The following is a 23,112-nucleotide window of genomic DNA, read 5'->3' on the forward strand; positions in this document are numbered from 1 at the left end:
GCAGCGCCGGGCGAGTCTCGCCCGGCGCTGCGCGATCGGCGAATCAGCCCACCGGCACCCGGCCGCGGGCCAGGGCCGGGACCCGCATGCGCTGCAGGGGGACGCCGATGCCGTACGTCACGAACCACCCCTCCGGGCTGATCTCGACGATCCGGCCGTCGGCGCGGCGCTCCGGCGGCAGCAGGCGCCCCAGCGCCTCCGCCGCCGGGCTGCCGGCCAGCGCACCGGGCCGGGACACCGTCGCCGGGCCGTGGAAGCTGACCGTCGCGGGCGGGATCGGGAACAGCAGCGACAGCGGGCCGCCGCGGGTGACCGGCACGGTGACCGAGACCCGCCCGGCCAGTTCGATGTGCCGCGCCTTCCAGCTGTTCTCCGCGACCGCCACGTAGAGCCGCCGCCCGGCGACGGCGTACACCACGCCGCTCGAGCGCGGCTGGCCGTCGGGCGTGACGTAGCCGATCACGGCGAACGACGCCTTCTCCAGGGCCCGCCAGACCTCTGCGGTGCTCGGCCCCAGGACCGTCATCGTGGACACTGCCGCTCCTTCGGTCGCTCAGAGCTCGAACACGAGCCGGGCAGGCACGCGGCCGGCCAGCACGTCCTCGAAGCAGGCGTTGACGTCGTCGAGCTTGCGGGTCTCGGCGATGACCCGGGTACGCCCGGCCGCGTGCAGCGCGAACACCTCCACCAGGTCCTGGCGGGTGCCGACGATGGAGCCGATGACCGACTTGCCGCCCAGTACCGTGTCGAAGATCGGCAGCGACACGCTGCCGCTCGCGGGCAGCCCGACGCAGACCAGCCGGCCGCCCCGGGCCAGCGATTGCAGCGCCTGCTCGAACGGCTTCGCGGCGGCGGTCAGCACGATCGCGACGTCGGCGCCGCCGGCCTCGCGGATGGCCGCGACCGGGTCGGTGGTGGCCGCGTTCACCAGCTGATCGGCGCCGAGCCGCCCGGCCAGCTCCAGCTTCGCGGGCTCCACGTCGACCGCGGTGACCAGCCCGCCGACGATCCGGGCGTACTGCACCGCCAGGTGCCCCAGGCCGCCGACGCCGAACACCGCGACCCGCTCCGCCGGCGTCACCCGCGCCACCTTGACCGCCTTGTACGTGGTCACCCCGGCGCAGGTCAGCGGCGCCGCGTCCAGCGTCGGCACGGCGTCGGGCACCTCGACCACGCCGCGGGCGAAGGCGGCCGCGTACTGCGCGTACGAGCCGTTGACCGAGTAGCCGCTGTTGAGCTGGTGCTCGCACAGCGTCTCCCAGCCGGTCAGGCAGTAGCGGCACCGCCCGCACGCCACGGCCAGCCACGGGATGGCGACCCGCTTGCCGAGCCAGTCCGGCTCGACGCCCGCACCGACCCGCTCGACGATGCCGATGCCCTCGTGGCCGGGAATGAACGGCGGCGTCGGCTTGACCGGCCAGTCACCCCGGGCCGCGTGGATGTCGGTGTGACACAGCCCGGAGGCCTCGATCCGGACCAGCAACTGGTCCGGCCCGGGGGTCGGGACCGGCACCTCCTGCAGCTCCAGCGGCTTGTCGAATGCGGTGACGACGGCGGCTTTCATGGTCCTCTCCCTTCTCGTTCGTGTCGCGCCCATCGTCCGGCGCCGACCCGGCCGCCGGCCGGGCCGAAGGTCCCGCCGCGGTGCGCCCAACGTCCCGCTCAGCAGAGCGGCCGCGGCCGGACGCCCGGTGCGTAGGTGCTCCACAGCGAGGCGGGCATGGCCGGTCCGGCCTGCGCGCACGCCACGGCGACCGGGTCGGTGACGGCGGCGAGGACGCCCGCGACGTTCCACAGCCACACGCCGGTGCCGTCGGCGGTGGCCAGGGTGCGCTGATCCGCGGTCAGCGCCATGGCGTCGATGCCGCCCGGTGTGCCGACGCTGAGCACCTCCGGCGGCGTGGACGCGCGCGTGTCCCAGAACGAAAGGGTGTCGTCCTCGCCGGCTTCGACAAAGACCCCGCCGCCGCTCAGCAGCGTCGTGTCGGCCGCGGAGCCGTGGTCCATCGACGCGAACGGCTCGCTGGGGCGGCCGCGGTCGAGCCGCCACAGGTCGGTGATGCCGTTGGCGTACGAGGTGGCCATCACCGTGCCGTCGGCGGAGACGGCCTTGCCGATGCCGGGCCCGGCCGGGTCCATCGCGGCGTTCTCGGTGCTGGTCTCGATGGTGCCCAGCTCGCGCGGGCCGGCCGGATCGGACACGTCCCAGCTCGTGATGCCGCCCTCGCTCAGCACGAGCAGGATTCGCCCACCGTCGCGAAACGCGAGCATGTCGACAAGGCCGACCTTTTGGGGGTACGGCAGCGAGGCCACCTTGGCCGGTGTGGCGCCGGCCGGCATCGACCACAGGGTGAGGCCGTCGGTCGTCCCCAGCGCGAGGAGGTCACCGGCGGGATTGACGGCGACGCCGTCGATCAGCGGCTGCGGGTCCGGGCCCGACCACGGCGACCAGGCCGCGACGCGGGTGGGGTGACTCGGGTCGGTGAGGTCCAGCACGGCGGCCGAGGCGCCGATGACCAGGAGCCGGCGGCCGGTGGGCGCGAACCCGACCCACCGCGCGCCGGGCACCCCGGTGTCGAGCGTCGTCACCAGCCGCGGGTGGGCCGGATCCGAGATTTGCCATACGGCGACCGCGGCGGGTCGCGGCGGGTCGTCGCCGGTCTCGTCGTCGCCGGTCTCGGCGAGGCCGGCCAGCAGGTCGCCGTCCGGACTGATCGCGGGATCGCCGATCCGGTCCAGCCGGGCGACCAGGTTGGGAGCTCCCACGTCGAGCAGCACGGTCTTGCCGGAGCCGCGGGCGATCACCGTGCGCCCGTCGGCGGCGAACCCCACCAGCCGGCCGTAGTCCGGCACGCCGACGGTGCCGAGCGGCGCGGCCGACTCGGGCCGGTCGACGGACCACAGGCCGACGACGCCCTGGGCGGTCTGCGCGGCGAGGATCGTGCCGGTGGAGTTGAACGCCACCGACCAGTAGCTGTCCGCCCCGGCGCCGAGATCCGTGAGCCGCACCGGGCGGTCGAGCTGGTCGAGGTTCCACAGCTGCACGGCGTGGTCGGCGCCGACCGCGACCACCCGGCCGGACGACCGGAAGGCGATCGCGTAGGCCGCGCCCGGCCGGCCACCGGTGGAGATGTCGACGGCCGCCGCGCGTCTCGGCGACCCGGGACCGGCCAGGTCGTAGACCACGAGCACCGCGCCGTACTTGATGTCCCGCCCCGGCGAGCGGTCGAAGACGGCGGCGAGCACCTGCCCGTCGGCGCTGAACGCGGCCGCCGCGAAGGCACCGTCGGCGCTCTCGTCCGGCGCTTCCGGCGGCGGCCGCGGCAGCGCGACCGTCCCGCCGGTGGCCGTGTCGACCAGCGTGAGCGGCCCGCCGAAGCCGCCCGCGACGGCGACGCGGTGGCCGTCCGGGCTGAAGACCGTGGTGTCACCGACCAGTTGGTACGGGTGGCCCACGTCCGCGGTGCCGACGACCCTGGTGACGCTCACCGGTTTCGCGTCCGGCCGGTCGAGGTCGCACAGGACCAGATCGGTGCCGGCGTACTGCGTCGTCCCGGCCGGCACGGTGCCGTCGTAGTCGATGCCGTGCAGGTAGCCGGCGAGGTGGCCGCCGGGGCTGATCGCCGCGGGCGTCGCCGTCTCGCCGCCGGGGAGCCGGTCGCACGCCGGCGTCGACTTCGCCTGCGGACGGCGGGGATCGGTCAGGTCCCACACGGCGCCGTCCCCCGCCGGGCCGGAGGACACCAGTGCGGTCGCGCTGACCGGGTCGTACGCCTCGACCGCTCCGTCGAAGCCGGCCACGTAGTGCGGGCCGGTGAGGGTGGTGCGCAGCGCGTCCGTCGCGGCCCGGCCACCGCCCAGCCGTACCGCCGCGAGACCGGCCTGCTGCGCGGCGAGCGAGTCGGTGGTGCGCAGCCGCGCCTCGGCCGACAGCAGGTTTCGCACCGTCGCGTCGGCCCGCTGGTCGGCCAGGGAGTGCCGTTGTTGCAGCGCGTACACGGCCACGCCGGCCACCAGCGCGACGGCGACGGTGAGCGCGCCGGCGACCGCGTAGCGACGCGCGACGCGCCGGCGGGCGGCCCGGACGCTCGCGGTCAGGAACTCCCGTTCCAGGGTGCTCAGCCCGGGCCGGTCCAGCCAGGGCCGGACGGCGGCGAGGCGCGGCCCGGCGTAGAGCCCGGCGTCGTGGCGTCCCTCGCCGTCCCAGGCCTGCGCCGCGGCGCCCACCTGCCGGCGCAGCGCCAGGTCGGCGGCGTTCTCGCGGATCCAGGCGTCCAGCCGGGCCCACTCCCGGATCAGCGCCTCGTGGGCGATCTCCACATACGTGTCGTCGACCGTGACCAGCCGGAGCTTGATCAGCCGGTCGAGCACCCCGCCGCGGGCCAGGTCGGCGCGCCGGACCCGGTTGCGGGTCGGCGGAGCGTCGTCCGTGACGGCCACCAGGCGCAGCAGCAGCCGTTGCAGGGCGGCCCGGCCCTCGGCATCCAGATCGTGGTACAGCGTCTCGGCCGTCTGCGCGATCGCGCCGGCGATGCCGCCGCTCGCCTGGTACGCCTCGACGGTCAGCAGGTCGCCCCGCCGGCCCTGCCACGTGGCGAGCAGCGCGTGCGACAGCAGTGGCAGGACGCCGGCCTCCCGGCTGGCGCCCGCGGCGGCGCCCGCGTCGCGCAGGACGACCTCGGTGAGCCCGGCCTCGACGCGCAGCCCGGCGACGCCGGCCGGCCCGGTGACGACGTCGTGGAGCTGCGCGCGGGTCATCGGCGCCATCAGCACCTGCGAGTCGCGCAGAGCCCCGGCCAGCCAGGCGTAGCCGGCGCACCGGGCGTAGAAGTCCGCACGCACGCCGAGGACCACCAGCACCGGCGGCTCGGCACCGTCGGGCGCCGGCTCGGCGAGGGCACGCAGCGCGGCGACGAACCGCCGCCGGCGGGTGGTCGACCGGCACAGCGAGAACATCTCCTCCAGCTGGTCGACCACGAGCATCAGGCGCCACGGTGCGGACCCGGCGGTCCCCGGCCGCCGGCTGGACAGCCGGCGGGCCGTCCGCGCGGGCGCGGTGCGCAACTCCTCCGCGACCGTCGCGGCCGGGCGCGCCAGGATCGGGGCGAGCCGCCGCGCGAGGGCCGCCACCGGATCGCTGCCCGGTGTCATCAGCGCGGTCGGCCACGCCACCGATCCGGGCACGCCGAGCTCACCGCGCCGGACCGCGCTGAGCAGGCCGGCCCGCAGCAGCGACGACTTGCCCGAGCCGGAGCCGCCGACCAGCACCAGCGGCCGGGGCCGGTAGACCCGGGCGGCCGTCAGCTCCAGCAGCGACCGCGTCTGCTCCGTCCGGCCGAAGAACACCGCCGCGTCGTCGACGCCGTATCCGGCGAGGCCCCGGTACGGCGACTCGGCGTCGTTCGCCGGCGCCGGTGGTTCCCCGCCGGTGTCGCCGGCATCGGCCGCATACCCGGCGTTACCGGCGAGCACCAGGTCGGCGGCCGAGCCGACACTGGTGATGTACGGCAGCGGCGCTCCGGACGCCTCGTGGCGGCGCCGTAGCCAGCGCACGGCGTGGCCGACCGTCAGCCACCGCGGCCCCGCCGGGTCGCCTCGCTCCAGCAGCTCGACGAGGCCACCGGTGAACGTCGTCAGCTCGGCGTCCGGCGGCGCGAGCGCGACCTCCTCGCCGCCCGCGGAGGCCAGCACCACGCATTCGCGCCGCCGTGGTGGTCCGGCCCGGCCGGAGAAACAGCAGTCGAGCACCACCGCCACCGAACGGGCCGGGGACGCGACCAGGGCGTCGCGCACGGCCGAGTACGGCAGCGCCTCGTACGCCGCCACGGCGCCGGGTCGCAGCGCGTCGGTGTCATGGACGGCGAGATAGAGCTCGCCGCTGAGGGACAGCACGCCGTGGCCGATGTAGTAGACCAGCAGGACGTCGGCGGCGTCGGCGGCCGTCTCCATGATCGCCGTCGCGGCGTCCTGCGGCGTGCGCGGGTCGTGGACGATGCGCAGGGCGCCCGGCGCGAGCCCGCATCGCTCGACCAGCACCCGTCCGAGCCGTTCGGCGGTGGTGGCGACCGACGGTACCGACGGCAGCAGCGAATGCCCGGGATGACTGGCCGTCGCGATGATCACGGCACGGCAGCCCGGCGAGGCGAGGCTGGGCAGGGGTCCGCCCGGCACGGGTCAGTCCAGCTCCGGCCGCTCGGGCGGCGCCGCGCCGTCGAGGTCGGCCCGCATCCGATCGATCTCACCCAGCAGCTCGTCGGCGCGCAGGCCGCGGACCCGCTTCGCGGAGACGGTCACGTTGCGGCCGTCGGACGCGGTCATCGTCACGTCGAGGTCGGCGCTGCGGTGCCGGATCCACGTGATCACCGCCGCCGCGACGCTCGACACCGCGGCCCCGGAGCCGAGCGCCACCTGCAGCACATCGACGACCGGGCCGAGCGTGCCCGGGTCCGGCGCCCGTTCCCCGAGCGTCACCCCGGGCACGTCGCGCTCGAGCAGCTCGGCCCGCAGGGAACGGTAGTCGTCTCCGGTGGGCGCGCCGACCAATCGGATCTCCACGCGCTCACCGTATCGATCCGGAAACCCCGGGCAGTATCGGTTGAACGACCCAGGCCGTCCGACATCACGCCGGCCGGCTCATGCTGTCCAGGTGCCGTCGCGCTACCCTGGGGGGTATCGGAGGCGGGCGGACAGGAGGCGCGCGGTGGAGATCGACAGCGATGCGGCCGGTGACGTGATCAAGCGGCTGCGCCGGGCGGAGGGGCAGATCCGCGGGGTGATCGCGATGCTGGAGAGCGGCCGCGACTGCGCCGACGTCGTCACCCAGCTCGCCGCGGTCTCCCGGGCGCTGGACCGGGCCGGCTTCAAGATCATCGCCACCGGGCTGCGGCAGTGCGTCGCCGCGCAGGAGGCCGGCGAGGAGCCGCAGCTCGACGTCGCCCAGCTGGAGAAGCTCTTCCTCTCCCTGGCGTGACGGCGGACGGGGCGGTCAGGCCGCGGCCCGGTCGTCGGCGATGCGCCACGCCCTGAAGCCGCCGAGCAGGTCGGAGACGTCGGCCCGGCCGGCGCGGCGGAGCAGGCTCGCGGCGACCGAGGAGCGGTAACCGCCGGCGCAGTACACGACCACCGGGCGGTCGGCGGGCACCTCGGCGAGCCGCCCGGGCAGCTGCGCGAGGGGGATGCGCAGCGACCCGTCGATCGCGCCGGCCTCGACCTCGCCGGGGTTGCGGACGTCCAGCAGCACCGGCGGCCGGTCGGCGGCCAGCGCGGTGCGCAGGGCGGCGGCGGTGAGCCGGCCGGCCCGGTCCATGTCGCCGGCCATCGCCAGGAAGGCGCCTTCCGGTTCGCGCAGGTAGCCCGCGACGTTGTCCAGGCCGATGCGGGCCAGGCGGGTGACGATCTCCTCCTCGCGGTCCTGCGGCGCGACCACCAGCACCCGGTCGTCGGGGCGCACCACCATGCCGGCCGTCTCGGCGAACCGGCCGTCCGCCGGCACGTTCACCGCACCGCGCAGGTGGCCGGCGGCGAACTCCCGCGGGTCGCGTGCGTCGAGCACCACGGCGCCCTCGGCCCGCCGGGCGGCGAACTCCTCGCCGGTCAGCGGCGCCGGCCCGGTGGCGGCGTCGAACAGTTCGTGGCGGCGGCGGTTGAGCACCGCGTCGTGCACGAAGTAGGCGGGCGCGGCCGGCTGGCCGGCGGTGACCAGCGCCAGGAAATCCTCCCGCGACATCGGGGCGCAGGCGTAGTTGGTGGCGCGCTGCTCGCCGATCGTCGAGACCCGCTCGGTGGACAGGTTCTTGCCGCAGGCCGAGCCGGCGCCGTGCGCGGGGAAGACCCGCACCTCGTCGGGGAGCGTCATGAGCTTGTGCCGCACGGTGTCGTAGAGCATCGCGCCGAGCTGCTCCGCGGTGTGGCCGAGGGAGGCGAGCAGGTCGGGGCGGCCGACGTCGCCGATGAACAGCGCGTCGCCGGTCAGCACCGCATACGGCACCGGGTCGGCCGCCCGCTCGTAGACCAGCACGCTGATCGACTCGGGCGTGTGACCCGGCGTCTCCATGATCTGCAGGGTCACGTCGCCGAGGGTGATCCGCTCGCCGTCGGTGAGCTTGCGGATCGGATAGTCGGCCTCGGCGCGCTGCCCGTATCCGATCCAGGCGCCGGTGCGGGCGGCGAGCTCGAGATGGCCGGCGATGAAGTCCGCGTGGAAATGCGTGTTGATCACGGCCTCGATCGTGACGCCGTGGGCTTCGGCGTCGGCGAGATATTCCGAAACATCGCGGCGCGGATCGACGACGACGCCGCGGCCGGTGCGCTCGTCGGCGATGAGATACGACGCCTGGGACAGGCATTCCAGGTAGTACTGCGTGAAGAACACGGACGCCTCCTCGAAACGGCGATGAGACCTCGACTATACCCCTGGGGGTATCCACTGGTAGGGTACCCGGCAGGGTATACGCCACCGCCTAGCGATTGAGGAGCCGTGAGCGCTGACGACACCGCCCTGATCCTCACCGCGGTGCTGGCCATCGGGATCGGGGTCAGCCTCGGCATGCTCGGCGGCGGCGGCTCGATCCTCGCCGTCCCGCTGCTGGTCTACGTCACCGGCCTGCCCACCAAGGAGGCCATCGCCACCTCGCTGCTCGTCGTGGGCGCCACCAGCGCCGTGGCCGTCGTGCCCCACCTGCGGTCCGGCCGGGTCCGCTGGCGCACCGGCCTCGTCTTCGGCCTGGCCGGCATGGCCGGCGCCTACACCGGCGGCCGTATCGCCGGGTACATCCCGGCGGGCGTGCTGCTCACGGCCTTCGCCCTCATGATGCTCGCCACCGCGGCAGCGATGATCCGCGGCCGCCGGGCCACCGCGGGCTGGCCCGCGCCGCACGAGCTGCCGGTCCTGCGGGTCGTCGCCGACGGCGTCGCGGTCGGCCTGGTCACCGGCCTCGTCGGCGCGGGCGGCGGATTCCTCGTCGTGCCAGCCCTCGCGTTGCTCGGCGGGCTGCCGATGCCGGTCGCGGTCGGCACGTCGCTCGTCATCATCGCCATGAAGTCGTTCGCCGGGTTCGCCGGCTACCTGTCGAGCGTCCGCGTCGACTGGGGCGTGGCGGTCGTCGTCACCATCGCCGCGATCGCCGGCAGCCTCATCGGGGCCAGGCTGGCCGGCCGAATTCCGGCCGACACCCTGCGCAAGGCCTTCGGCTGGTTCGTCGTCGCCATGGGCCTGTTCGTCCTCGGCCAGCAACTCCCCGCGCACCTGCGCACCAGCCCGCTGCTGTGGGGCGGCCTGGCCGCGGCGTTCGCCGCCGCGGCGGGCATCGCCGCCATCCGTATCCACCAACACCACCTTGGAGCGACGAATGTGTCAACGAGTCACCTGCGGCACGTGCGGCAAGGCCACCTACGCCGGATGTGGCAACCACGTCGATGAAGTGCTCGCCGGCGTGCCCGAGTCCCAGCGGTGCGCCTGCCCGCCCAAGCCGAAGACCGTGCGCCTGCCCTCGTGGCTGCGCCGGCGTTGACGTCCGGCCGGGGCCACTACGACGCGATTGCCGCCGGACGAAGCCGTGGCGATCACCGGGTCCACCGATCCGGAGGTCCCGTCCCGGCCGGGACCTCGTCCCCTACGCCCTCGGCGCCGCCGCGAATACCGTGGGGGGTATCAGAGACCGGTTGGAGGTGGGCGCGATGCGGCGGCTCCTCGTCCTCGGCGCCGGGACCGCGGGCACGATGGTGGTCAACAAGCTGCGCCGCCGGCTGGACCGCGCGCAGTGGCGGATCACCGTGGTCGAGGCCGGCGAGCGCCACTTCTACCAGCCGGGGTACCTGTTCCTGCCGTTCGGCGCGTACACCCCGGAACAGGTCGTCAAGCCGGTCCGCCCCCTGCTCGCCGACGGGGTCGAGTTGGTCCGGGGCGAGGTGGACCGGGTCGTCCCGGACGACCACCGGGTGCTGCTGAGCGACGGCCGGTCGGTGCCGTACGACTACCTGGTGATCGCGACCGGGGTGACGCCGCGCCCGGACCAGACGCCGGGCATGCTGGACGGCGGGCAGTGGCGCAGGCGGATCTTCGACTTCTACACCTACGACGGCGCGCTCGCGCTCCGCCCGGCCCTGGCGGCCTTCGACGGCGGCCGGCTGGTCGTGCACATCACCGACGTGCCGATCAAGTGCCCGGTCGCGCCGCTGGAGTTCGCCTTCCTGGCCGACGCCTGGCTGCGAAGGCGCGGCCTGCGGGACCGGGTCGAACTGGTCTACGCCACCCCGCTGCCGGGCGCGTTCACCAAGCCGGTCGCCTCCGACCGGCTGGGCTCGATGCTGGACGACCGCGGGATTCTGGTCGAGTCCGACTTTCTCGTCGAGCGCATCGACGGCACGTCGCTCATCTCGTACGACGAGCGAGCGGTCCCGTTCGACCTGCTGGTGACCGTGCCGCTGAACATGGGCGCGGACTACGTGGCCCGCTCCGGGCTGGGCGACGAGCTCAACCTGGTGCCGGTCGACAAGCAGACCCTGCTGGCCAAGGCCGACGACCACATCTTCGCGCTGGGCGACGCCAACGACATCCCGACCTCCAAGGCCGGATCGGTGGCGCACTTCTCCGTCGAGGTCTTCACGGACAACTTCCTGGAGCACGCCGCCGGCCGGCCGATGACCGGCCGGTTCGACGGGCACGCCAACTGCTTCGTCGAGTCCGGCGACGGCAAGGCCCTCCTCATCGACTTCAACTACGACACCGAACCACTGCCCGGGACGTACCCGGTGCCGGGCGTCGGACCGTTCCGGCTCGTGCGGGAGGCCGCGGTCAACCACTGGGGCAAGCTCGCGTTCCGCTGGATGTACTGGAACGTGCTGCTGCCGGGACGCCCGATCCCGCTGCCGGCGCACATGTCGATGGCCGGCAAGCACGTCCCGCCCTCGAAGGAGTGATCACCATGCCCGTGACGAGCATCGCCGGCCACGACATCCACGTCGACGCCGAAGGGTTCCTCACCGTCTACGACGAGTGGGACCCCGATCTGGCCGAGCACCTGGCGGCCGGGATCGGCATCGAGCTGACCGACGCGCACTGGAGGGCGATCCGATTCCTCCGCGAGGACTACGCCGCCCAGGGCGAGACCGCGACCCTGCGCCGGGTCTCCGCGACCGGCGGCATCCCGACCAAGGAACTGTTCGCACTGTTTCCGAAGAAGCCGGCGAAGAAGATGGCGTACATCGCCGGCCTGCCCAAGCCGCACGGCTGTGTGTGAAAGGGAGCACCGCCATGACTACCGACGCCGTCCCGGCGATCGTCCCGAACTTCGGCGACGAGGCCACCACGGGACGTAAACTCGCCATCATCTGCTCCAAGGGCGACCTCGACATGGCCTACCCCGGCCTCGTCCTGGCCAACGCGGCGCTCGGTGAGGGCGTGGAGACCCACCTGTTCTTCACCTTCTGGGGCTTCGACATCATCACCAAGTCCCGGATGGGGCACCTGCGGTTCACCCCGCTCGGCAACACCGCCACCCACCTGCCGCAGGGCCTGGGCGGGCTGCCCGGCATGACCGCGATGGCCACCCGCATGATGCGCAAGCAGATCGCCGAGGTCGGCGTGCCCGAGGTCCCCGACTTCCTCGACCAGATCGTCGCCTCCGGCGGTCACCTGTGGGCCTGCCGGATGTCCGCGGACATGATGCGCCTGACCAAGGCCGACCTCTACGACGCGGTCGAGGACATCATCAACGCCGCCGACTTCATCGAGAAGACCGACGGCGCCCAGTTGCTCTTCATCTGACGCACCGAGCGGGAGCGGCCGCGTTTCGCGTAACCCAGTCGTCACCGTCACACAGTTCAATACGGCGATGCGTCGCGCTATGCTCTCGTCCGAGCGTCACACCGAGGGCGGTGATAGTCGTTCTGCGTCCAGGGGCCATGATTGGCCGTGACGGGGAGTTACGCACCATCGAATCGATGGTGACCGAAACACGCGACGGCGGGTTTCGCGCGCTGCTCGTGCACGGCCAGCCGGGAATCGGCAAGACCCGGCTGCTTTCCGAGCTGGCCGCCGTGGCGCGGCACCACGACTACACCGTCTGCCGCGGGCAGGCCACGGAGTTCGAGCGGCACGTGCCGTTCGGGGTCTACCTGGCCGCGTTCGAGCCGCTCGCCGGCTCCGCCGACGGTGCCGTCGACCCGCTCACCACGATGATGGCCGAGGTCAACGGCCGGCCCGCGGCGGCGGGGATCGACCGGTATCGGCTCTTCCACCGGGTGCGCCGGCTCCTGGAGCGCCAGGCCGCCGGCCGGCCCGTGCTCGTCGTCCTCGACGACCTGCAGTGGGCCGACCAGTCCTCGGTGGAGCTGACCGAGTATCTGCTGCGGCGACCGCCGAGCGGGCCGCTGCTGATCGCCATCGGGTACCGCTCGGCCCAGGCGCCGGCCGGTGTGGTCGACGCCGCCGCGCACCTGGGCGACGCGGCCGGCGTGCTCGCGCTCGCCCCGCTCACCGAGCAGGACGTGGCGGCGCTCGTGCCCGACCAGCCGGTCGCGCGGCGGCGGCTGCTCCACCTGACCTCCGGCGGCAACCCGCTCTACCTGCAGGCGCTCATCGACGCCGGCGACGAGACGCTGGCCCACCTCGCCGGCACCGGCGACGACCGCGGCACGCCGGAGAGCGCGCTGCTCGACGTGCTCAGCGCCGAGCTGCGCAACCTGGAGCCGGAGCTGCGGCACGTCGCGCACGCCGCCGCGGTCGCCGGGGACCCGGTCGCGCTCGACCTCGTGGCCTGGATCGCCGACCGGCCCGAGCCGTCCGTGGCCTCCGCGGTCGATCATCTCAACCAGCTCGGGGTGGTCACCACCACCGACTCGCGGCTGCGGTTCCGCCACCCGCTGGTGCGGGCGGCCGCCTACTGGATGTCCGGCCCCGGCTGGCGCACCCAGGCGCACGCCCGGGCCGCCGACTTCCTGCGCGCCGGGCACGGGCCCCTGCAGGTGCTCGCCCACCACACCGAGCTGTCCGCCCGCCACGGCGACGAGGCGGCGGTCAGCACCCTGGCCAAGGCCGGTGCGGCCTCCCTGCACACCGCGCCGGTGACGGCGGCGCGCCTGCTGCGCACCGCCCTGCGGCTCATGCCGGAGCGGCACGACCTCGACGCCCGCCGGGCCGAGCTGCAGATGGCCCTCGCCCGGGCGCTCGGCATGTCCGGCGAGCTGGTCGAGAGCCGGCGGCTGCTGCAGGACGTCATGCGGGTGCGCGGGGCGCGCCGGGTCGAGGCGGTGGCCTTCTCGTCGGTGGTGTGCCGGCTGCTCGGCCAGTTCGACGAGGCCAAGGCCTTACTGACCACCGAGGTCGTGCGGGCACCCGACCACGGCTGGCCGGCCGCGCACGCCCTGGTCGAGCTGGCCGCCGTCGAGCTCGCGCGCAAGGACCCGGCCGGGGCGAGCCACTACGCGCTGCGGGCGCTGCGGGCCGTCGCGGGCATCGACGACACCGCGCTGGAGTCCGCGGCCTACGGCCTGCTCGCGCTCAGCCACCTGCAGCGCGGTGAGATCGCCGACGCCCAGCAGTATGCGGACCGCAGCGCCTGGCTGGTCGACGCGGCCAGCGACGCGGTCGTGCTGCCCTACATCGAGCTCGTCGCGCCCCTGGCCTGGGTGGAGATGCACCTGCAGCGGTATGACACCGCCGCGCGCCACCTCGACCGGGGCACCGACATCGCCTACCGCAACGGCCGCAGCCACAGCATCCCGTATCTGCTGATCGTCGCCGCCGCGCTGCACACCCGGCGCGGCCGGCTCCACGACGCGGTCAACGCGGCGTCGGAGGCGCAGGAGGCGTCGCGGCTCGTGCACAGCCCGGAGACGTCGGCGATGGCGAGCGCGCTCCGATTACGCCCGGTGCTGTGGCGCGAGGGGCCGCGCCACGCCCTCGCGCTGGCCGAGCAGCTCGGCCCGGCCGAGCGTCCGCGGTCGGGCTGGTGGTCCGAGCTCGTGCACCTGGACCTCGCCACCGTCTACCAGGCCGCCGGCAACGCCGAGATGTGCCTGGCCGAACTGGACCGCAGCGAGTCGCAGCAGACGACCACCGACGCCGTCGCCTACCGCCTCGCCTTACGGGCCCTGGCGACCACCGACCTCGGATCGCCGAAACTGGGCCGCGACCTGGCCGAGGACGCCGTCGCCGAGGCCGAGCGGATGGGCCTGTCCCACCAGCTCGGCGCCGCCTACGACGCCCGGGCCCGGGTGCTCGCCCAGTCCGGGGCCGTCGACGACGCCGCCCGGGACGCGGCCGACGCCGCGGCGTATTTCGCCGACGCCGGCACCCGGGTCGAGGAGGCCAGCGCCCGGCACCTGGCCGGCGAGCAGTACGCCCGGGCCGGCAAGCAGGACCTGGCCGGTGAGGAACTGGGCCGGGCCAAGGTACTCTACGCCGCGTGCGACGCGGCCTGGCTGTCGAGCACCCTCGGGCGCGACGAGCGCCGGCTGGCGGCGATGCGACCGCGGCGCTCCCGGGCGGCCGACGGCGACACCGGTGCCGGCGACGGCCTGGACACGCTGACCGAGCGCGAGCGCGAGGTGGCCGACCTCGCCGGGTTGGGCCTGACCAACCGGGAGATCGCCGGGCGGCTCTACCTGAGCCAGAAGACCGTCGAGGCCCACGTGTCGCGGGTCTTCGCCAAGCTCGGCGTGCGCTCCCGGGCGGCGCTCGCCCGCCGCCTGGCCGGCTGATCCGCCCCCGCTCACGACCCGGGCAAGGGTAGGGGATACGGGCATCGCCCGATGCTCCACGGCGTGACGCGCCTCGATGATGCTGGCATCCGTCGAGCCCGCGCCAAGGGAGCCAGTCGTGTCCGAAGCCCCGGTCGCCTCGCCCGTACCTCCCACCCTCCCCGAACTCGCCGGGCCCGCCTGGGCCCGCGCGCTGACGCTCGCCGAGCGGGTTGCCGCCGCGGGCCTGGCAGCGCCCGACGCCGGCGCCGACCCGGCGCGGGCCCGGCGCCGGCTGGAGCGGTGGGAACGCGAGCACGACCTGGCCGAGCGCGGGGCGTTCGAGCACCGCCTGGCCGACCTGGCCCGGCTCGCCGGGCCAGCGGCCGGTCCGAGCGCCGGGGCGGGGGCGGGCCGGGCTACGCTGCGGGCGCTGCTCGGCGAGTCGGCCGCGCACCTCGCCGGCCGGGCCGGGACGCCACCGGCGTGGGCGGCGACCCTGCACGAGATCCTCGCCACCGTGCCCGCAGCGCCGCCGGCCACCGACACGGCGGCGGACTGGCAGGCCGGGATGGCCCGGATCGTCGCGCCGTTCGTGCACCACGCGGCCCACCGGCTGCGGCACCGGCTGGCGGCGGACCCCGCCGGCATCGACCCGGACGCCCTGCTGCCCGCGGTCACCGGAGAGCTGTCCGCGGCACTGAGCCACCTCGCCGGGCGCACGCTGGTGCTCGAGCTCAACGTGCTGCGGCTGCAGGGCCGCCTGCACGGGGAGACCCCGGCCGAGCGCTTCTGGTCCTTCGTCGAGCACTTCGCCGGCCGCGCGGGCCGGGAAGCGCTGTTCGCCGAGTATCCGGTGCTGGCCAGGCTGCTGGTGCAGCGGGCCGAGCACACCGCCGAGGCGGTGTGGGAGTTCAGCGAGCGCTGGCGCCGCGACCGGGCCGAGATCGCCGGCGCGCTGTTCGACGGGGCGCCGCCGGGGCCGGTGACGTCCATCGGCCTGAGCGCCGGCGACGGCCACCAGCGCGGCCGCTGCGTCTACATCGTCGAGCTGGCCGGCGGGCGGCGGGTGGTCTACAAACCCCGCCCGCTCGCCGTGCACGAGCGCTTCAACGAGCTGGTGCGCTGGTTCGACCGGCGGGCCGGCGGCCTGGGCCTGCGCACCCTGCGCGTGCTCGACCGCGGCGCCTACGGCTGGATCGAGTTCGCCGCGCACGCCCCGTGCGAGCGCCCGGAGGACGTCGAGCGCTACTACCGCCGGCTCGGCGCGCTGCTCGCGTTGCTGTACGCGGTGGACGGGTCCGACTTCCACTTCGAGAACCTCGTCGCCTGCGGTGACCAGCCGGTGCTGATCGACCTGGAGACGCTGTTCCACCCGCGCCCGGCCGAGGCGATCGGCGACCCGGCGCAGGCCCTGCTGGACTCCTCGGTCATGCGCATCGGGCTCCTGCCCACCGTGATGTCCACGCAGGACGGTGCGATCGACCTGGGCGGCATCGGCGGCGACCAGGGGGCCGTGCTGCCCTACGCGCTGCCCGCCTGGGAGCGGGCGGGCACCGACGCCATGCACCTGGTCCGTAAGCGCCCGCAGCTCGGCGGCGGCCGGAACCGGCCGGTCCTCGACGGCGCCGTCGCCGACCCGGCCCGCTACGCCGGTCCGCTGCTGGCCGGGTTCCGCGACGGCTACCGGACGATCGTCGCCCACCGCGACGAGCTGGCCGGCCCGGCCGGCCCCCTGGCGGGGTTCGCCGGCGTCGAGGTGCGGGCGGTGCTGCGGGCCACCCGGGTGTACGGCGCGGTGCTGGCCGAGGGCACCCACCCCGACGTCCTGCGCGACGCCCTCGACCTGGACCGCCATCTCGACTTCCTCTGGTCGGTCTCGGCCGACCAGGACGACCTGCGCCGGGTCGTACCCCACGAGATCGACGATCTCTGGAGCGGCGACATTCCGCTGTTCACCGCCCGCCCGGACACCCGCGACCTGTGGACCAGCCGGGGAGAACGGATCGGCGAGCACTTCCCGGCGGCGTCGCTGGACCGGGTCCGCGCCAAACTGGCCGAGCTCGGGGACGCCGACCGGGACCGCCAGGAGTGGCTGATCCAGGCGTCGCTGGCGACCCGGCCCGGCACCGCGGACGTGGTACCGCGCCCGGATCCCGGCACGCCGCTGACCCCGCGGGCGGCGGCGGTGCCCGTCGACGCCTGCGTCGCCGCCGCCCGTGACCTCGGCGACCGCATCGCCGCCCTCGCCGTGCGCCGCGGCGCCCGCGCCTCCTGGCTCGGCCTCGACCTCGTCGGGACGCGCTGGCGGGTGAACCCGCTGCGCTGGGACCTGTACTCGGGCTACCCGGGCGTGGCGCTGTTCCTCGCCCAGCTGGCCGCGATCACCGGCGAGGACCGCTACGCCCGGCTGTGCCGGGACGCCCTCTGGCCGCTGCCGGACCTGGTGGACCGGCTCGCCGCCATGGCGCCGGAGCAGCGCCGGACGGTGATCGACGCCGGCGGCTTCACCGGACTGGCCGGCCTCGCCTACGCCCTCACCCACGTGGCCGCCGGCACCGGCGAGGCGTCCTGGCTCGCGCTCGCCGAGCGGGTGCTCGGGCTCGCACCGTCCACGATGGACGACGACGAGACGCTCGACGTCGTCGGCGGCTCGGCCGGAGTCATCGCGGCGGCGCTCGCCGTGCACTCGGGCACCGGGTCGGCGCGGGCGCTTGAGCTGGCCGGTCACGCGGGCCGGCGGCTGCTGGAGCGCGCCCGGCCCGATGGCCGCGGCGTCGCCTGGCCGGCCACGGTCGACGTCCGCCGCCCGCTCACCGGCTTCTCGCACGGCGCCGCCGGGGCCGGCTGGGCGCTGATCCGGCTGGGCGCGGCCACCGGCGAGGGCCGGTACACCGAGACCGGGCTCGCCGCGTTCGCCTACGAGCGCGAGCAGTACCGTCCGGAGTGGGAGAACTGGCCGGACTTCCGCCGCGATCCGCTGCGGCCCGACGCCGAGCTCTCGCACATGTTCGCCTGGTGCCACGGCGCGCCCGGGATCGGGCTGGCCCGCGCCGACGCGCTGGGCGTGCTCGACGACCCGGCCCTGCACACGGATCTCGGCCTGGCGCTCGGCGGTACCCTCCGGCACGGCTTCGGCACGAACCACTCGCTGTGCCACGGCGACCTCGGCAACGCCGAGCTGCTGCTGGCCGCGCGCGAGCACACCGGCGGCGACCAGCTGGACCTGGCGCTGGCCGAGGTGGCGGAACGGGTGCTGGCGTCGCTCGCGGCGCAGGGCCCGCGGTGCGGCACGCCGCAGGCGATCGACTCGCCCGGGCTGCTGACCGGGCTGGCCGGGATCGGCCACGGGCTGCTGCGGCTGGCCTGCCCGGACCGGGTGGCGTCCGTGCTGCGGCTGCAGCCGCCGCGCGAGGCGGGGCGGGCATGAGGCGCCGGGTACCGCTGCGGCAACAGCTCACCATCACCGAGTGCGCCGCCGCGTGCCTGGCGATGGTCGCCAGCTACCACGGCCGGTTCACCACCGTCTCCGGGTGCCGCGGCGAATTGGCCGCCGGCCGCAACGGGCTCACGGTCGCCCAGATCGTGCGGGCCGCCGACCGGATGGGCCTGGCCGCCGAGGTGACCGCGGACCTGCCCGAGGACCCGGCGCTACCGGCGATCGTCTTCTGGCGTCGCCGCCACTTCGTGGTGGTGGAGCGCGTGGGCCGCGACTGGGTCCGCATCGCCGACCCCGGGAACGGACGGCGCCGGATCCCGCGCACCGAGTTCGCCGAGCACTTCAGCGGCGTGGCGATGACGCTGCGCCCGACCGAGGACTTCGTCCGCCGCCGGTCCCGGGTGCGGGACTGGCCGCTGGTGCGGTACCTGCGCGACGTGCTCGCCGTGCCGGGCACCCGCACCCGCATGGCCGGCATCCTCGCCGCGTCCGCCGCGCTGCAGCTGGTCGGCCTCGCGTTTCCGGTGGCCACCGGCTTCACCGTGGACCGGCTCATCCCGCGGCAGCGGTGGGAGCTGGTGCCGCTGCTGATCACCGCGGTCACGACGACCGTGCTGCTGTTCGGCGCCACGTCGTTCCTGCGCGCCCGGCTGCTGGTGAACCTGCGGGCCCGGGCCAACGTCGTGCTCACCCGCGCGTTCGTCACCCACCTGCTCCGGCTGCCGCTGCGGTTCTTCCTCCAGCGCTCGCGCGGCGACCTGCTGATGCGGCTGTCCAGCGTGGCGACCACCCGCGAGGCGCTCACCGGGCAGCTGTTCACCGTGCTGTTCGACGCCGTGCTGCTCGGCCTGTACCTCGGCGGGCTGGTGGTGCTCTCCCCGGCCTACCTCGGCCTCACCCTGGCCATCGGCGCCGCCCAGGGCGCCATCCTGCTCGGCTCCTACCGCCGGTCGCGGCGGCTGGCCCAGCGGGAGATCAGCGCCATGGCCGAGGAGCAGAGCTACCTCGTGGAGACGCTGGAGGCGATGCTGCCGCTGAAGGCCAACGGCGCCGAACCGAGCGCCCTGCGCCGCTGGAGCGAGCTGTTCGACAAGTTTCAGGACGCGACGGTACGACGCGGACGGACCTCCGCCACGGTCGAGTCGCTGCAGGCCGCGCTGCGCACCCTCGCGCCGCTCGCGCTGCTGACCCTGGGCGTGGTGATGGTGCTGCGCGGCGAGCTGACGGTCGGCACGATGCTCGCCGCCAACAGCATCGCCGCGTCGGTGCTCGCCCCGCTGGGCTCCTTCATCAGCGCCGGTCAGTCCCTGCAGCTGGTACGCGCACAGGTGGAGCGGATGTACGACGTGCTCGACGCGCCGGTGGAGCCGGTCGGCGCCGCCGAGGCGGCGCAGCGGCACCGCCCGGCGGCGGTCGAGCTGACCGACGTGAGCTTCAGCTACGACCAGGACGGCGAGCCGGTGCTGCGCGACGTCTGCCTGACCCTGGCGCCCGGGCGGAAGGTCGGGGTGGCCGGGCGCACCGGCTCCGGCAAGAGCACGCTCGCGCTGCTCGTGCTCGGCCTGCTCCGGCCGGGCCAGGGGGAGGTGCGGGTCGACGGGCTGACGCTGGACGCGATCGACCTGCACCAGTTGCGGGGCAGCTGCGGCGCGGTACTGCAGGACCTGTCGCTGTTCAGCGGCTCCATCGAGGAGAACATCCGCCTCGGCCGGCCCGACGCCGGCCCCGCCGAGATCGAGGCGGCCGCCCAGGTCGCCGGCCTCGACGACGACGTGGCCCGGATGCCGATGGGCTACCACACCCAGGTCGGCGAGGGCGGCCTGGCCCTGTCCGCCGGCCAGCGCCAGCGGGTCGCGCTCGCCCGGGCCCTGGTGCACCGGCCGAGGCTGCTCGTGCTCGACGAGGCCACCAGCCATCTCGACCCCGCCACCGAGCGGCGGGTGGACGAGGCGCTGAACCGGCTGGAGGTGACCCGGCTGGTCATCTCGCACCGGCGGTCGGCGATCGAGAACGCCGACGAGATCCTCGTGCTCGACGGCGCCCGCGTCGTCGAGCGCGGCCGGCACGGCGACCTGATGCGCCGGCGCGGGCACTACTTCGCCCTCTTCGGCGACCACCGGGCTTCCCGAGAGGAGGTCAGCGACACCGTCCCGGCTCCCCGGGCCGGGCTGCATTCGACCAGACCGTGATCGAGGCAAGGGAGTGACGCGATGGACAACGACGACATCATCCGCGCCTGGAAGGACCCCGACCTGCGGGCCGCCGGGCTGACGCTGCCGCATCCGGCCGGCGACATCGACCTGGAGGTGGCCGGCGCGACCGCGCCCGCCGAGGGCACGTTCACCTGTACGTTCCTCATCTGCACGTGGGCCCACCCGTGCGACCCCACGGCGTACTTCTCCTGCAACGGCGGATGCGAGGAGATGTAAGGCACCCGGATCCCCGCACGACCAGGGCCATGCCGCGGCACCCGCCGCGGCATGGCCCTCCGCCGTTTCCAATCGACGCCAGCGAATGTTGGGGTGGCACCCTAGGGGATCTCCCGATGCTGCGCACCCCGGCGGCCGGGAACCCTGCTCCCATGACGACCTCGCTCTCACCGGCATCGACCGCGCTGCGCGCCCGGCCCCGGCTCAGGGACGACGTGGTGTGGCTCGAAAGCGACCAGGGAGTCTACGTGCGCAGCGCGCACGCCGCGATGATGATGCGCGGCGCCGGCGCCTACCGGCTGATGACGACGGTGAGCCAGTACCTCACCGGCGAACACTCCCTCGCCGAGCTCTGCGACGGGCTGCCCGAAGGGCAGGCCCGCGCGGTCACCTCCCTCGTCGGCGCCCTCCTCGAACGCGGGATGGCCCGCGACTTCCAGGGCGAGACCGGCGTGACCCTGCCGGAGCCGGTGGCCGAGCGCTTCGCCGCCCAGGTGGCGTTCCTCGGCCACTTCACCGACGAGCCGGTCACCCGGTTCCTTTCCTTCCGCACCGCGCGGGTGCTGCTCCTCGGCGCCGGCCACGCGCTGGACGCCGCCGCGACCGGCCTGCTGCGCAACGGCCTCGGCCGGCTGCACCTGCCGCCGGCCGCCGGCGGCGATGCGCACCGCGACGGCATCGCGGCGACCGCCCGTACCCTCGGCGCCGACATCGCGACCGGCGACGCCGTCGTCGGCTTCGACCTGGTGCTCTATTGCGCCGACGAACCCGACCTCGCGCAGGTGGCCGACCTGGCCCGGCGGTGCCTGGCCGCGGGCGTGGCGTTCCTGCCCGCCGTGCTGCGCGAGGAGCGGGCCGTGCTCGGTCCGCTGTGGCGCCCGGGCACCACCGGGTGCTGGATGTGTGCCCAGCTCCGGCTGACCGCCAACGATCCGGCCGGCCTGGCCGCGCGGCTGTGGCAGGACGTCGCGCTCGGCCGCGGGCCCGGCGGCGAGTCGGGCGGGACCGAGGCGGTGGCCCGGATGATCGGCAATGCCGCGGCGTTCGACGCGTTCCGGGAGCTGACCGGGGCGCTCGAGCCGGACACCGCGGGCGCCGTGCTGGTCCAGGACCCGGTGACCCTGGAGGCCGGCCTGGCGCCGCTGCTGGCCCACCCCCGCTGCACCCTGTGCGGCGAGCAGCGCCGGCCCGCCCCTGAACCGCCGTCCGGCCTCACCGACGAGGACCGGTACCGCCGGCTGAGCCGTCTCGTCGATCAGCACACCGGGGTGTTCGCCCGGTTCACCGACGACGAGCTGCGCCAGTCGCCCCTGCCGACCGCCCGGCTGCGGATCGGGCCCGCGGACGCGGGCCGGCAACTGTCCGCCTTCGACGTGGAAACCGTCCTGCAGGCCCGGCTCGCGGTGCTGCGCACGGCCCTGGGGTGGTACGCCGACCGGCTGGCCGTGGCCCCGGTCGTGCGGGCCCACGCCGCCGACCTGGACGCCCCGGCGGTCGCGCCGGGCGCGCTGGACACCTGGGCCGGGCTGACCGCGCCGGAGGCGGCCCTGCCCGGCGCCTGGTTGGCGGCGACCTCGCTGCTGACCGGCGAGCGCCGGTACGTCCCGGCGGCGGCGGTCTTCCCGCACGGCGCCGCCAACCGCGAGCGGATCTTCGAGACCACCCCCGCGGGCCTCGCGGTGGGTACCGACGCCGAGGACGTGACGTTCGCCGGGCTCCGCGGCGCGCTGGCCTACCGCGCCCTCGACGCGTTGGTCCGCGGCACCGCGCGGGTCACCGAGCTCGACCCGGACCGGCTGACCGGGCAGCGGCTGGAGTTCCTCCGCGACTGCCTGGGCCACCTGGGTCACCGGCCCGTGCTGCGGCTGGTCGACGCGGGAGCGCCGGTGAGCGTGGTCCTGGCCGGGCTCGACGGCCCCGGTGACCCCGGCTGGCGGGTCGGCTTCGCCGCCGGCCGCGCCGACGCGGTGGAGCACGCCCTGCGCGACCTGCTCGGCGCGGCCCAGCTCGCCGCCTACCACGGCGAACCGGCCGATCTCGGCGACCCGCTGCTGGCGGGGCTGCCGGACCGGATCGCGGCCGCCGGGGAGCCGGCGCCCGAGGGCGCCCCCGCCACCCGTGCGGACCTGCTCGACCACCTCGCCGGCACCGAGGGCGACGCCCTCTATGTACCGACCACGCCGGACGACGTCGCCGAGGTCGGCGGCTACCAGACCGGTCGGATCCTGCTCCTGCACCGCTGAGGACGCACCCGACCGTACGTATGGCAAGCGGTCCGTACGCGCCGAAGGGAGGTGAACTCATGCCCGCTCACCAGCTCAAGACCGATCTGCTCCAGGTCGAGGCCGAGACGTTCGAGATCCTCGACGTCGCCACCACGACCCAGGACCTGGCGGACGCCCCCGTCGACTTCCCGATCGTCGATGACGGATCCATGTCTGTGTGGTGCAGCTCGAGCTGCTCCTGCTCCAGCTGCTGTTCCTGTTCCACGTCGAGCTGCTGCTCCACCAGCACCAGCACGTCCAGCTGCGGCTGATCGAACCGGATATGCCCGCCGCCGGCCGT

General features: G+C 74.9%; 16 protein-coding genes. 11 read left to right on the forward strand and 5 right to left on the reverse strand.

What is annotated here, in order from left to right; all coding sequences use genetic code 11:
- Positions 1–43 precede the first annotated feature (43 nt).
- The 4 genes from ACQPXD_RS11540 to ACQPXD_RS11555 all read right to left on the reverse strand — a co-directional run bounded on the left by ACQPXD_RS11540 (position 44) and on the right by ACQPXD_RS11555 (position 6,555).
- Positions 44–526, reverse strand: a complete 483-nt coding sequence (locus tag ACQPXD_RS11540; protein WP_432843806.1) for a pyridoxamine 5'-phosphate oxidase family protein — start codon at positions 524–526, stop codon at positions 44–46.
- Between the two features lie 27 nt (positions 527–553).
- The gene (locus ACQPXD_RS11545; RefSeq protein WP_432837546.1) at positions 554–1,564 is read right to left on the reverse strand and encodes a zinc-dependent alcohol dehydrogenase; all 1,011 of its coding nucleotides are present in this window, start codon (positions 1,562–1,564) and stop codon (positions 554–556) included.
- A 98-nt stretch (positions 1,565–1,662) separates the two neighbouring features.
- Entirely contained in the window at positions 1,663–6,171 is a 4,509-nt protein-coding gene (locus tag ACQPXD_RS11550; RefSeq protein WP_432837548.1) for a caspase, EACC1-associated type, read from the reverse strand.
- A 3-nt stretch (positions 6,172–6,174) separates the two neighbouring features.
- Positions 6,175–6,555, reverse strand: a complete 381-nt coding sequence (locus ACQPXD_RS11555; protein ID WP_432837549.1) for an effector-associated constant component EACC1 — start codon at positions 6,553–6,555, stop codon at positions 6,175–6,177.
- A 145-nt stretch (positions 6,556–6,700) separates the two neighbouring features.
- Here ACQPXD_RS11555 and ACQPXD_RS11560 point away from each other — a divergent pair, with 145 nt between their 5' ends.
- Positions 6,701–6,970 carry a metal-sensitive transcriptional regulator gene (locus ACQPXD_RS11560; protein ID WP_432837551.1) on the forward strand — a complete coding sequence of 90 codons (270 nt, stop codon included), beginning with the start codon at positions 6,701–6,703 and terminating at the stop codon, positions 6,968–6,970.
- 15 nt (positions 6,971–6,985) lie between these two features.
- Here ACQPXD_RS11560 and ACQPXD_RS11565 read toward each other — a convergent pair whose 3' ends face one another.
- Positions 6,986–8,371, reverse strand: coding sequence for an MBL fold metallo-hydrolase (locus tag ACQPXD_RS11565; protein WP_432837553.1), 1,386 nt, complete (start codon positions 8,369–8,371; stop codon positions 6,986–6,988).
- Between the two features lie 174 nt (positions 8,372–8,545).
- Between ACQPXD_RS11565 and ACQPXD_RS11570 the strand changes: the two genes are divergently transcribed.
- The 10 genes from ACQPXD_RS11570 (at position 8,546) to ACQPXD_RS11615 (ending at position 23,083) form a co-directional block, all read left to right on the forward strand.
- A complete protein-coding gene (locus tag ACQPXD_RS11570; protein ID WP_432843808.1) occupies positions 8,546–9,418 on the forward strand; it encodes a sulfite exporter TauE/SafE family protein in 873 nt (290 codons plus the stop codon).
- A 257-nt stretch (positions 9,419–9,675) separates the two neighbouring features.
- On the forward strand, positions 9,676–10,917 hold the full coding sequence (gene sqr / locus ACQPXD_RS11575) for a type III sulfide quinone reductase, selenoprotein subtype (protein WP_432837555.1): 1,242 nt from the start codon (positions 9,676–9,678) through the stop codon (positions 10,915–10,917).
- A 5-nt stretch (positions 10,918–10,922) separates the two neighbouring features.
- Positions 10,923–11,237: a TusE/DsrC/DsvC family sulfur relay protein gene (locus ACQPXD_RS11580; protein WP_432837557.1), complete on the forward strand. Its 315-nt coding sequence runs from the start codon at positions 10,923–10,925 to the stop codon at positions 11,235–11,237.
- A 14-nt stretch (positions 11,238–11,251) separates the two neighbouring features.
- The gene (locus tag ACQPXD_RS11585) at positions 11,252–11,764 is read left to right on the forward strand and encodes a DsrE/DsrF/DrsH-like family protein (RefSeq protein WP_432837559.1); all 513 of its coding nucleotides are present in this window, start codon (positions 11,252–11,254) and stop codon (positions 11,762–11,764) included.
- A 137-nt stretch (positions 11,765–11,901) separates the two neighbouring features.
- The gene (locus ACQPXD_RS11590; protein ID WP_432837561.1) at positions 11,902–14,700 is read left to right on the forward strand and encodes an AAA family ATPase; all 2,799 of its coding nucleotides are present in this window, start codon (positions 11,902–11,904) and stop codon (positions 14,698–14,700) included.
- 118 nt (positions 14,701–14,818) lie between these two features.
- Positions 14,819–18,109, forward strand: coding sequence for a type 2 lanthipeptide synthetase LanM family protein (locus ACQPXD_RS11595; protein ID WP_432837563.1), 3,291 nt, complete (start codon positions 14,819–14,821; stop codon positions 18,107–18,109).
- Complete coding sequence (locus tag ACQPXD_RS11600) at positions 18,106–20,307, forward strand: peptidase domain-containing ABC transporter (RefSeq protein ID WP_432837565.1); 2,202 nt, start codon at positions 18,106–18,108, stop codon at positions 20,305–20,307. The genes ACQPXD_RS11595 and ACQPXD_RS11600 overlap by 4 nt, the downstream gene beginning before the upstream one ends.
- A 21-nt stretch (positions 20,308–20,328) precedes the next feature.
- Positions 20,329–20,547: a hypothetical protein gene (locus ACQPXD_RS11605; RefSeq protein WP_432837567.1), complete on the forward strand. Its 219-nt coding sequence runs from the start codon at positions 20,329–20,331 to the stop codon at positions 20,545–20,547.
- A gap of 152 nt (positions 20,548–20,699) precedes the next feature.
- Entirely contained in the window at positions 20,700–22,790 is a 2,091-nt protein-coding gene (locus ACQPXD_RS11610; RefSeq protein WP_432837569.1) for a TOMM precursor leader peptide-binding protein, read from the forward strand.
- A 59-nt stretch (positions 22,791–22,849) separates the two neighbouring features.
- Positions 22,850–23,083 (forward strand): thiazolylpeptide-type bacteriocin, encoded by a 234-nt coding sequence (locus ACQPXD_RS11615; protein WP_432837571.1) that lies wholly within the window; start codon positions 22,850–22,852, stop codon positions 23,081–23,083.
- Positions 23,084–23,112 lie beyond the last annotated feature (29 nt).

The organism is Dactylosporangium sp. CA-092794 (assembly GCF_050948465.1).
In the GTDB taxonomy this organism is placed as follows: domain Bacteria; phylum Actinomycetota; class Actinomycetes; order Mycobacteriales; family Micromonosporaceae; genus Dactylosporangium.

Excerpts from the sequence above, each read along its gene's own strand:
- ACQPXD_RS11545 (WP_432837546.1), bottom strand. The coding sequence starts at position 1,564 with ATGAAAGCCGCCGTCGTCACCGCATTCGACAAGCCGCTGGAGCTGCAG.
- ACQPXD_RS11605 (WP_432837567.1), top strand. The coding sequence starts at position 20,329 with ATGGACAACGACGACATCATCCGCGCCTGGAAGGACCCCGACCTGCGG.
- ACQPXD_RS11540 (WP_432843806.1), bottom strand. The coding sequence starts at position 526 with ATGACGGTCCTGGGGCCGAGCACCGCAGAGGTCTGGCGGGCCCTGGAG.
- sqr (WP_432837555.1), top strand. The coding sequence starts at position 9,676 with ATGCGGCGGCTCCTCGTCCTCGGCGCCGGGACCGCGGGCACGATGGTG.
- ACQPXD_RS11615 (WP_432837571.1), top strand. The coding sequence starts at position 22,850 with ATGCCCGCTCACCAGCTCAAGACCGATCTGCTCCAGGTCGAGGCCGAG.
- ACQPXD_RS11610 (WP_432837569.1), top strand. The coding sequence starts at position 20,700 with ATGACGACCTCGCTCTCACCGGCATCGACCGCGCTGCGCGCCCGGCCC.
- ACQPXD_RS11590 (WP_432837561.1), top strand. The coding sequence starts at position 11,902 with ATGATTGGCCGTGACGGGGAGTTACGCACCATCGAATCGATGGTGACC.
- ACQPXD_RS11600 (WP_432837565.1), top strand. The coding sequence starts at position 18,106 with ATGAGGCGCCGGGTACCGCTGCGGCAACAGCTCACCATCACCGAGTGC.
- ACQPXD_RS11585 (WP_432837559.1), top strand. The coding sequence starts at position 11,252 with ATGACTACCGACGCCGTCCCGGCGATCGTCCCGAACTTCGGCGACGAG.
- ACQPXD_RS11570 (WP_432843808.1), top strand. The coding sequence starts at position 8,546 with ATGCTCGGCGGCGGCGGCTCGATCCTCGCCGTCCCGCTGCTGGTCTAC.
- ACQPXD_RS11580 (WP_432837557.1), top strand. The coding sequence starts at position 10,923 with ATGCCCGTGACGAGCATCGCCGGCCACGACATCCACGTCGACGCCGAA.